The sequence below is a fragment of the Microcoleus sp. FACHB-SPT15 genome, assembly GCF_014849525.1.
GTDB lineage: Bacteria > Cyanobacteriota > Cyanobacteriia > Cyanobacteriales > Coleofasciculaceae > Symplocastrum > Symplocastrum torsivum.
Genome location: NZ_JACJNU010000018.1, coordinates 1 through 10,717, shown reverse-complemented (window position 1 = coordinate 10,717; position 10,717 = coordinate 1). Strand labels below are relative to the sequence as shown.

At 45.5% G+C, this 10,717-nt stretch carries 11 protein-coding genes; 8 read left to right on the top strand and 3 right to left on the bottom strand.

Translation table 11 applies throughout. The features are described from left to right. Positions 1-106: 106 nt before the first annotated feature. A complete protein-coding gene (locus H6F98_RS06520; RefSeq protein ID WP_192217861.1) occupies positions 107-499 on the bottom strand; it encodes a hypothetical protein in 393 nt (130 codons plus the stop codon). A gap of 186 nt (positions 500-685) precedes the next feature. Further along, a complete protein-coding gene (locus tag H6F98_RS06515; RefSeq protein WP_192217860.1) occupies positions 686-931 on the bottom strand; it encodes a helix-turn-helix transcriptional regulator in 246 nt (81 codons plus the stop codon). Positions 932-1,064: 133 nt separating this feature from the next. On the opposite strand from H6F98_RS06515, the gene H6F98_RS06510 reads away from it, so the two are divergent. The 5 genes from H6F98_RS06510 to modB all read left to right on the top strand — a co-directional run bounded on the left by H6F98_RS06510 (position 1,065) and on the right by modB (position 5,132). Continuing rightward, positions 1,065-1,352, top strand: a complete 288-nt coding sequence (locus tag H6F98_RS06510; RefSeq protein ID WP_192217859.1) for a hypothetical protein — start codon at positions 1,065-1,067, stop codon at positions 1,350-1,352. After that, a complete protein-coding gene (locus H6F98_RS06505) occupies positions 1,349-1,558 on the top strand; it encodes a hypothetical protein (RefSeq protein ID WP_192217858.1) in 210 nt (69 codons plus the stop codon). Before H6F98_RS06510 ends, H6F98_RS06505 begins: the two co-directional genes overlap by 4 nt. Next, positions 1,555-2,106 carry a hypothetical protein gene (locus H6F98_RS06500; RefSeq protein WP_313929801.1) on the top strand — a complete coding sequence of 184 codons (552 nt, stop codon included), beginning with the start codon at positions 1,555-1,557 and terminating at the stop codon, positions 2,104-2,106. Before H6F98_RS06505 ends, H6F98_RS06500 begins: the two co-directional genes overlap by 4 nt. Positions 2,107-2,310: 204 nt before the next feature. Beyond that, positions 2,311-3,108 carry a molybdate ABC transporter substrate-binding protein gene (modA, locus tag H6F98_RS06495; protein ID WP_192217857.1) on the top strand — a complete coding sequence of 266 codons (798 nt, stop codon included), beginning with the start codon at positions 2,311-2,313 and terminating at the stop codon, positions 3,106-3,108. A 221-nt stretch (positions 3,109-3,329) separates the two neighbouring features. After that, complete coding sequence (modB, locus tag H6F98_RS06490) at positions 3,330-5,132, top strand: molybdate ABC transporter permease subunit (RefSeq protein WP_192217856.1); 1,803 nt, start codon at positions 3,330-3,332, stop codon at positions 5,130-5,132. A gap of 31 nt (positions 5,133-5,163) precedes the next feature. Here the strand turns inward: modB and purH are convergent, their stop codons facing one another. Continuing rightward, complete coding sequence (gene purH, locus H6F98_RS06485; protein ID WP_192217855.1) at positions 5,164-6,702, bottom strand: bifunctional phosphoribosylaminoimidazolecarboxamide formyltransferase/IMP cyclohydrolase; 1,539 nt, start codon at positions 6,700-6,702, stop codon at positions 5,164-5,166. A gap of 446 nt (positions 6,703-7,148) precedes the next feature. Between purH and ruvA the strand changes: the two genes are divergently transcribed. From ruvA to H6F98_RS06470, 3 genes are all read left to right on the top strand, one after another. Further along, the gene (gene ruvA / locus H6F98_RS06480) at positions 7,149-7,781 is read left to right on the top strand and encodes a Holliday junction branch migration protein RuvA (protein WP_192217862.1); all 633 of its coding nucleotides are present in this window, start codon (positions 7,149-7,151) and stop codon (positions 7,779-7,781) included. A 64-nt stretch (positions 7,782-7,845) separates the two neighbouring features. Beyond that, positions 7,846-8,736 carry a DUF4351 domain-containing protein gene (locus H6F98_RS06475; RefSeq protein WP_192217854.1) on the top strand — a complete coding sequence of 297 codons (891 nt, stop codon included), beginning with the start codon at positions 7,846-7,848 and terminating at the stop codon, positions 8,734-8,736. Between the two features lie 219 nt (positions 8,737-8,955). Then, positions 8,956-10,608 (top strand): alpha-amylase family glycosyl hydrolase, encoded by a 1,653-nt coding sequence (locus H6F98_RS06470; RefSeq protein WP_192217853.1) that lies wholly within the window; start codon positions 8,956-8,958, stop codon positions 10,606-10,608. Positions 10,609-10,717: the final 109 nt, after the last annotated feature.

Below are 10,717 nucleotides of genomic sequence, written 5' to 3'. Positions count from 1 at the left end.
ACTTTAACATTGTTAAACGCCTTTTTCAGATGTTTGCTGAGCTGAAACTCTTCAACTTTCCTAACTTTGAGAAGTACGATGCCTTTTCACATTTCATTTAGACTGGCTATATCTGCGTAAGCACAGGCTCTATTGACTCTTTCCACGGCTTTAGATCTTCTGCACACGGCTCCAACTTTCTTCTATTCAGGCAGTTTTCTATCCATTTATGCAGTCGTTTCCCACGCTCTCGCGCTTCCTCTGCTCCTATCCATTGTTCTCTTGGAGCGTAATACTGCTTTCGGTTTTGATGCGCTGTAGCTTGAAGGATGCCTGTGACCTTCGACAGCTTCTCGCTTATATACCTTCTGAACCAATACCCTGTATTGTCTTGCAACCTCGGCAAGCTTTCTGCTAAGACTTGCTCATTGAGGTTTACAAATATGTTGTCGAGGGCTTCGCGATTGCGTTCCTGGCAGCAATCGATCACTTGCTTAATTAAACTTTTCGGCTGTGTCATGAATAACAATTCTTGGCAGTGATGAGAGTACGCTCACTCTTTAGAGTTCCCGCTACGGAGGTCAAATCTGCTCAAGGCTAACTATGGACTTCTACAATGTCCACACTTGGGATTGCACTACGAAGAGAAAACGCGATCGCTCTCTCGCCTATTGAAGATTGCAGCAAAGCAATCGCACTTCTTCCACTATGACTGCTCCTCATCCTCGGCTGACTCTCCAAGGTAAAGCCTAATGAACTCCTTAGCCGCCTCTGGATTGATTTGCTGAAGCCCTTCCCGAATCTCCAGCATCGTTTCCGCCACAGGGTCTCTAATTTCACTCACCCAGCGGCTCACATTAGATCGTCTAATCCCCATCGCTACAGCTAGCTGATTCTGGGTAATCCCATAGGTTTCCAACACTTGTTTAAGGGCTTTGCCTGCTCTTCCCATGCCTCAGATTTTGTCAGAGGCTCATAACTGAGTAAATGATTCCTTTTAGTTACCATTCCTGTATGATGTAGTTGGTAACTAATAGGAAACACTATTCCTAGATAGAAACCAGCGAAGCTTTACAGAATTAACCATGAAAAAATCCAAAGCGACCGAAGCACTGCGAGTCGCCACAGATGTTGCTGCCATCCGCGCAGCACTTCATCAACGTGGCTATCAACTTCGTAAACAACCCAAACAGCCAGTTTGGAAAGTCATCATCACCCCTGACCGCTTCTACAAGCTGACCTATCAACCTGCACCCATCAGCGCTTGGGTACTTCACCCAGAAAACAACGACACCCGATGCCACGCGCTGAAAACCATCATTCAAGATGCCATAAAAAAGCAACCTAAAAGCCTTGGTAGGAAAGCCTCATGACTTACTTTGAAAAGCTGCATCCCTGGTGCATCATCCGCCCTCTGCCCAATTTGCAACGGCGCATCATTGCTCGGTGTCGTCGCCGCAATGATGCCGAAGCTCATCTGCAAGTCCTCCGACGACTCATGCCAACTGTTCCCTTTGAAATTGTTTTTGATGTAATGCCCGATGAGGGAGAAACCTCTTTGCAAAAGTCCCAAGAATGACCTCCTTACTAAAGCTCCGGCTTAATTCCCCCGAAATTGGAGGAAATAAGAATAATCCGGCTCCCTCCCCGATGCGGGGAGGGTTGGGGAGGGGTTCTCCGAGAATTACTGCTGCTGAACCAACTGCACATACCTCAAAAACAGCCATGAACGTTCTGCGCCATCGCATCAACCCCAAAACCTTTGTCATTACCAATAGACAACTTGCCAAGTATCTCAAAATTGATACAACGCGGATTTGGCGTTGGGAAAAATGGGCGCACGTACTTTGGGTACATATCCAAGGCTTAGGCGGCTACTTCATCAGCTACCGAAAGCTAGAGCAATGGATAGCCGCTTGCTCCACCTTGATTCGTTCTTGCCAAGATTTGAAAACACTTATACTCGTTTGGTCAGCCATTCAGCGGGAAGCTCAAAGATATACAGAAGAAGGAATTCTACGGCTGTCTCAGCTTTATGAACAACAACTGACAAAATTATGTCAGCACAGAGAAGGCGATCGCCTTTCCTGGAAAAAATGTGATCGCTTTGGGAAACAATCTTGCTAATAATAACCATTGAAGCTGTTGAAATATCAAAGGTCTAGTGCAAGAAGTGACCGATGCTAGTGAAAACCATCAACACGGTTAGCTGGACAGCTTAGTCACTAGGAGTGATATTTAACAATTTTCAGACATTATATTTGAAATCATCTAATCTCATTTGATTTTTCTGTCAATCTTTAAATAGAGGAGTGTACAGTGCTATTTCCTGTGAAAAGAAGACGCATTTTTTCCTTCATTGCTTGGATAGTTGCAACCGTCATCATTTTGACAGTTGGAGTAAGTTGTAATAACCAATCTCCTGTCGTTCAGGCAAACGCTAACTTACTGGTATCCGCTGCCACTAGTTTGAAAGATGTCCTTGAAGAAGTGAAGCCTCTTTATCGACAAGCTAAGTCGAATGTTAACGTTGCCTATAACTTCGGGGCTTCCGGTGCCTTGCAGCAACAAATTGAAAATGGTGCGCCAGCAGATATCTTTGTTTCTGCTGCTCAAAAGCAAATGGATGCTTTGGAAGCGAAAAATCTTATCCTCAAGGATACTCGTCGCCATCTTCTGACTAATCGCCTAGTCTTAATCGTGCCAAACAATTCTTTTAGTGTTACCGACTTCACCCAACTGACAGACTCTACTGTCAAGAAAATTGCGATCGGAGAACCCAAGAGTGTCCCCGTTGGGCAATATACCGAGGAAGCCTTTATAAAGCTGGGGATTTTAGAACAAATTAGACCAAAACTTGTGCTTGGAAACAACGTCCGTCAAGTCTTAGCTGCCGTTGAAAGTGGAAACGCTGATGCAGGTGTTGTCTACACCACAGATGCGAAAACATCAAACAAGGTAAAAGTGGTAGCGACAGCCGCAGAAAACTTGCATTCCAAAATTATCTATCCCGTAGCTGTACTTACAAATAGTAAAAATGCTTCTGCTGCCAGGGAGTATGTCGATTTCTTGTCTAACAATCAAGCGAAAACTGTATTTGATAAATATGGATTTGGCACGGTTCAATAGCAAGATTGGTCAGTTGTCCTTAGTCAGTTTCCAAAATGTTCACTACAAATACTTTTCTTATTCCCCCCTTTATAAGGGGGGTTAGGGGGGTGCATTGTAGCCGTATTTAATCAAAATGATATAAGGAAGACTACAGAGGATAAAAATTTTAGTGCAACTTTATAGAGGATTGGTATTAGTTACAAAGGACGACGAAGCATTAACAAATAACAATTGTTTTTATGCAATTTGACCCTTCTCCTTTATGGATATCCCTAAAAACAGCTTTATTTGCCACTGTGTTTTCCTTCTTCCTTGGTATTGCAGCGGCTTATTGGATGTTGGGATATCGAGGTAAGTGGAAATCATTGATTGAGGGAATTTTCGTCTCGCCTTTAATTTTGCCACCCACAGTAGTTGGGTTTTTATTACTACTGCTGTTTGGCAAAAATGGTGTCCTTGGGCAACTACTACTATCGCTGAACATTAGTATAGTTTTCACCTGGTACGCTGCTGTTATTACAGCTACGGTAGTTGCCTTCCCATTAATGTATAAAACCGCACTGGGAGCATTTGAACAAATTGATGCCAACCTGTTGCGCGTTGCTAGAACCCTTGGTGCTTCTGAAGTGACAATTTTTTGGCGAATCACTTTGCCTCTAGCCATGCCTGGGATTTTAGCGGGAACTACTCTAGCTTTTGCCCGTGCGTTGGGTGAATTTGGTGCAACCTTGATGCTAGCGGGTAACATCCCCGGACAAACCCAAACGATTCCAATGGCTATCTATTTTGCTGTTGAAGCTGGGGCGATGAATGAAGCCTGGATATGGGTGCTGGTAATTATGGGCATTTCTTTATCTGGCATCATTGCTGTTAATTACTGGGGAATGGGGAATAGGGAATGGGGAATAGGGAATAGGGAAAAACCAGCACTTAATAACTTCAATAACCCTCCGTCGCACTCAGCACTTGCTAACTCAGGACTGTTTGTCGATATTCAGAAGCAACTTCCTGGGTTTTTGTTGGATGTGTCCTTCAGTACGAATGAGCAGGTTCTGGGAGTATTGGGGGCTTCCGGTGCTGGCAAAAGTATGATTCTTCGGTGCATTGCTGGCATAGAAACACCGACTAAAGGGCGTATTGTCTTGAACGGACGGGTGCTATTTGATTCGGAAAAAGGGATTAATATTCCGTCTAGCGATCGCCACATTGGTTTTTTGTTTCAAAATTATGCCCTGTTCCCTCACTTAAGTGTTGCTCAAAACATTGCTTTCGGCTTGCCAAGGGGTACATCAGCCTTAACTATCAAGCAGCAGGTAGAAGCCCAACTGGTAGCCATGCAGTTGCAGGGCTATAAGTCGCGATATCCTCGCGAACTCTCTGGGGGGCAGCAGCAACGGGTGGCTTTAGCGAGGGCTTTGGCAAGTCAGCCGGAAGCATTACTCTTGGATGAACCGTTTTCCGCACTGGATACCCACTTGCGAAGTCAGCTAGAACAGCAATTGATTACCAGCGTTGAGACTTACCAAGGCGTTACCTTATTTGTGACGCATAATCTGGAAGAGGCTTATCGGGTTTGTCAGGATTTGTTGGTGATGGAACGAGGAAAAGCGATCGCATACAGTTCCAAACAAAACATTTTCGAGCGCCCAAATACAGTCAGTGTTGCACAATTGACGGGTTGCAAGAACTTCTCCCGTGTTGTTGTTAAAGCATCCCAACAGGTAGAAGCGATTGATTGGGGTTGTACGCTGCGGGTTATCGAACCTGTCTCAGAGTTACCCTCCCACGTTGGCATTCGCGCCCATCAGTTAACCTTTACCAATAAACCCAGCCAAGAGAATACTTTCCCCTGCTGGGTGGCAAGAACCAGTGAAACGCCACACCGGATGACGCTGTATCTCAAGCTGAATGTTTCTCCTACCAGTCCCCAGGATTACCATCTGCAAGCAGAAGTGTTTAAGGAAAAATGGGCGATTCTCAAAGACCAATCGTTCCCGTGGTACATTCGTTTAGACCCACTGCGACTGATGTTAATGGAATAACAAGGATTGAAGTCGTTGAAGGATCAAGAGTTTAGTGTAAGAAGTGACGGATGCCAGTCAAAACCATCACCAAACCTAGCTCATTAGCCGCTTGGATAGAATCTTTATCCCGCAGGCTTCCTCCTGGTTGAACAATCGCAACAATTCCTGCTGCTGCTGCTGTTTTCACAGAATCATCAAACGGGAAGAAGCCATCACTAGCAAGTGTTGCCCCTTGGGCTTTTTCTCCTGCTTGTTCTAACGCAATTTTGACAGAACCAACGCGATTCATTTGTCCTGCACCGACACCTAATGTTGCGCGATCGCGTGTTACGACAATCGCATTCGACTTGACGTGCTTGCAAACCTTCCAAGCAAATAATAGTTCATCCAGTTGCTCTGGTGTCGGTTGCTGTTGTGTAACGACTTGCCAGTTGTCTGGGGTAGCAATCACATCATCAGAGGCTTGCAATAGGAAACCACCAGCAATGACTTTTACGGTTTGCTTATGTCCAGTTTGCAAGTCTGGCAAAACCAAAACCCGTACCTTCGACTTAGCGGCAAGAATTTCTTGAGCATCCGGTTCACAGCCTGGTGCAACCACACATTCCAAAAAGGTTTGAGTTAGCGCCGTTGCGGTTGCCGCATCAATCGCTTGATTGAAGGCGACAATACCACCAAAGGCAGAAACTGAGTCAGCATTGAAGGCTTTTTCATAAGCCTCCGAAAGTGTTGTTCCCAATGCCACACCACAGGGATTGGTATGCTTGAGAATCGCTGCTGCTGGAGTATCAGTGAATTCTGTAATGATGCGTCGTGCGGCTTCTAAATCAACTAAGTTGTTGTAACTTAGTTCTTTTCCTTGGAGTTTGGTTGCCGCTGCCCAACCTGTGGGGATTCCTGTTTGATACCAAGAGGCAGGTTGATGGGGATTTTCGCCATAACGCAAGGATTGTAGTTGCTGCCCAGAAAGCATGAATCGTTCTGGTAGTGATGTAGCCTGCTGTGTACCTACGAGATAAGATGCGATCGCTTGATCATAAGCTGCCGTGTGCGAAAAGGCTTGAATTGCACAAGCTTGACGGAACTCTAGCGATGGCACACCCTTAGCCTGACGCAACTCCTCCAAGTAGGCATCATATTGATTGGGATTACATAAAACCGTCAAGTGAGCATAATTCTTTGCCGATGCCCTCAGCATTGCGGGACCACCAATATCAATTTGCTCAATCGCTTCAGCTAACTCAACTCCTGGTTGAGCGATGGTTTGCTCAAAGGGATACAGATTTACAACAACCAAATCAATCGGACGAATCGAGTGTGTCTCCAAATCTGCGATATCTTGCGGTAAGTCTCGACGCGCCAGAATACCCCCATGAATCCGAGGATGCAGCGTTTTGACTCTTCCTCCTAAAATTTCAGGAGACCCCGTGTAGTCAGAAACTTTTGTGACGGGCAGCCCTGCGGTTAAGAGTGATGCTGCTGTTCCACCACTGCTGATTAAATCAAACTCAAATTCTTCTACTAGCTTCCGGGCAAAGTCAATCAGCCCAGTTTTGTCCGACACACTCAGCAGTGCTAGATGTCCCATGAAAAAGTCCCTCTGCTCTTATCCGCTAACAACGCGCAACTCTAATGATTCCAGAATAAAGGCTGGATCGCATCACTTAGTGGATATCAGATTTTAAGAGGTTATTTATCGATCTTCCATCACTCTCGGCTAAATTGACGAGTTTTGGAGGATACAGTCACGGAAAGTTAAGGTTTTACCCCAGACTGAGGGCAGAGGGATAACAGAGCTTGGAGTCCCAACATCCCAACCCACTGTGTTATGTTACTAGACCGCTCATACTGCAAAATCCAGCGTAGCAATAACGTATAATAAACCGGAGTTAAGCCACTCTCAGATACAGCGTCGTCACAATTTGAGCAGTGGCTGAAATACTTCGGCAAGATACACAGTACCGTTGCGATCGCGCTCTTCGGTGCCTCCAAGGTGGATTGCGGTACAGCCGATTAGCAAGAAACAACGACTTGATGCTTAGTTATCTTAAGGGAACAGTAGCAACTATTCAGAAAGGTACTGGCAATCGTGTCACTCTGATTCTGGAAGTCAACCAAATTGGATATGAAGTACAAATTCCTGGGCGTTTATCACAGGAATTGCAAGCCGCATCAAAAGAACCCGTGCAAGTGTTTACTCATCTGCAAGTTCGAGAAGACCAACAGGTACTATATGGCTTTTCCTCTGCTGCTGAGCGAGATTTGTTTCGTCAGTTGTTGAGTGTGAGTGGGATTGGGGCACAACTTGCGATCGCATTAATCGACACTCTTGGATTACCCAATTTAGTGCAAGCGATTGTTACAGGTAATATTCGCGCCTTGTCCAAAACTCCCGGCGTTGGCAACAAAACCGCAGAACGCATTGCCCTAGAACTAAAAACCAAGCTTGCCGAATGGCGTCAGCTTACTGGTACAGCAACACCTGCTTCGTCAACAGGACTATCACCAGCCCTTCAAGAAGATGTCGAGATGACGCTACTTGCCTTGGGGTATGACAACAATGAGGTTAATCAAGCGTTGAATGCGATTAGCCAAGATGCACTGCTAGCAAAAAGTACAAATGCAGAAGATTGGATCAGAAATGCGATCGCGTGGCTGAGTCAGTAAATCATTGCTTTGTCTACCCTTGCCCAGTAAATTACGCAAAGTAGTCTAATAGCATACAATTTCCTTGGCTTACGACAACATCTGTAAATATCTAGCAGAGGAATATCCAGCTGAATTTGTGAGTTGGATCTCTGGCGAAAAGACAAGTGCAAGCGACATTACCGTTCTCAAAACGGAACTGAGCGTAGAACCAATTCGTGCTGATTCCCTAACACTGCTGCAAACGGCTAACCAAATTCTGCACCTAGAATTTCAAACCCTACCTAGCTCTAACCCACCACTACCCTTTAGAATGCTTGACTACTGGGTAAGACTTAAACGCTCGTACTGGTGTCCGGTTGAGCAAGTTGTGATTTTTCTAAAGTCCACCAACTCAGAAACCTTATTTATCAACGAGTTCACCGACACCAACACAACACATCGTTATCGAGTGATTCGCCTCTGGGAGCAAGACCCAACGCCACTGCTAACCAACCCCGCACTGTTACCTTTTGCATGTCTGGCTCGTAGTGATTCTCCTACGACCTTATTAGAACAAGTCGCTGCCCAGGTCGATAGAATCGAAGAACCACGACAACGGGGGAGTCTCGCTGCTTGTGTAGAAGTGCTGGCGGGTCTGCGATTTGACAAAGATTTTATTCGCCAACTATTCACGGAGGAACTGATGCAGGAATCTGTAATTTATCAAGATATTCTTCAAAAGGGATTACAACAAGGTCTGCAACAAGGTTTGCAACAAGGAAGACAAGAGGAAGCCTTATCATTACTCATGCGTTTGCTAACTCGGCGATTTGGCGAGGTTCACCCTCAGTGGCAAGAGCGGGTTCGCGGGTTATCTCTTGCTCAGTTGGAGGAGTTGGGTGAGGCGCTGCTGGATTTTGAGCAGGTAACGGATTTAACTGTCTGGTTAGATGATCATCAGCTAGAAGAGAATAGCGATCGCTCAGATGGATAACCTAAGTGTATAATCGCGTAATTAGCAGAATAACAGCGCTAGAAGCAGTAAAATCGCTTATTCGTAAGCTTGTGAACCCAGAGTTTAGATAAGGCTATTCATTTCAGAGAATCTCCCAGGAAGCAAGTTTATCTCTTGGGAACGATTCCCTATTGGAATTTAAGACTAGATAATAGCTATGTCTGCTTCAACTTCTTGAACCTCTTGGCTGGGGATCTTATGGCAAGTCCAATTGAATTTAATTTATTTGCTCCTTACAACAAAGGGGCGGCATTGATTGGGTCTTTCTCTAATTGGGAAGACATTCCTATGGAGAAAGGTAAGGATGGTTGTTTCCGGACAACGGTCGAGCTTGAGGATGGAGTTTATCAGTATAAATTCCGTGTTCAATCCAAGTCCTGGTTCTTTGAACCCGATCAATGGGTGGATGTTAACGATCCCTACGCTACGGACATCGATAACCCTACACAAAACGGGGTTGTGCGGATTAAAGATGGTCAACGGATTGTCGATACCTACGTTTGGCAGCACGATGACAAGCCATTACCTGGCGACCATGAGTTAGTTATCTACGAATTGCACGTTGGAGACTTCTCCGGCGGCGAGGCTGATGCCTATGTTAGAGGTCAGTACAAGCACGTTGTTGAAAAATTAGATTACCTCACTGACTTAGGGGTTAATGCGATCGAGTTGATGCCAGTCAAGGAGTATCCTGGTGACCATAGTTGGGGCTACAATCCTCGCTACTTCTTCGCTACAGAATCCAGCTATGGCACAACAGAGGAGTTGAAGCATCTGATCGATGAGTGTCATGCGCGTGGAATTCGCGTCATCATGGACGGGATTTATAACCACTCAGAAGCTGAAAGTCCTTTAACCCAAATTGACCACGACTACTGGTATCATCACTCTCCCCGTGACCCTGAGAATAATTGGGGACCGGAGTTTAACTACGAATTCCACGACGAAAGCCTGGATACTTACCCAGCCCGCAGGTTTATGGGAGACCAAGTACGCTTCTGGGTTGAAGAGTATCATATCGACGGCATTCGCTTTGACGCGGCGCGACAAATTGCTAACTATGATTTCATGCACTGGCTTGTTCAGGAAGCCAAAAACTCGGCTAACATGAAGCCTTTTTACGCTGTTGCCGAACATATCCCTGAAACCTCCAGCATCACAAATGCAGATGGACCAATGGATGGTTGTTGGCATGATAGTTTCTATCACTGCATTCTGGAACATATCTGTGGCGACACGTTTGATATAGAACGCCTTAAGGATGTGATTGATTGCAAGCGGCAAGGCTTTATGGGGTCAACCAATGTTGTGAATTACCTAACAAATCACGACCACAATCATGTTTTGGCAGAGTTGGGTGAGCGTGGCATCTTAGATGATGAAGCGTTTAAGCGCAGAAGGTTGGGCGCTGTCATTAATATGACAGCCGTAGGAGTCCCTCTACTCTGGATGGGTGAGGAGTTTGGTGAGTATAAGTACAAAACTCAAGAGCAAGCAAAAATTGATTGGACGTTACTCAGTCATGACCTCAATCGCAATCTATTTGAGTTTTTGAAAGGCTTAATTCATCTTCGTAAAAACAATCATGCTCTCTATACAGAGAACATTGACTTTATCCATGAAAATCCCGAAGCCAAAGTGTTAGCTTACAGCCGTTGGAATGGTGAGGGTTCTCGTGTGGTTGTCGTAGCAAATTTCTCCGACGACTTCCTTGCTGGTTATCGCGTTCCTAACTTCCCTGAAGCAGGAACGTGGCACGAGTGGACGGCTAACTACGACGTAGAAGCAGGTGAAGATGGCATTCTGGTTGACCTTGGCGGATATGAGGCGAAGGTGTTTGTCTGGCACTAGTGCAGCGCGGCAGAAATAACCCATCACTCTTGAGTGGGGTGACAAATAGGGGTAAACTTTACACTAGCTTGTGTCATCAGGCTTAGTGTGAGTCAGAGAAATTGAGCCG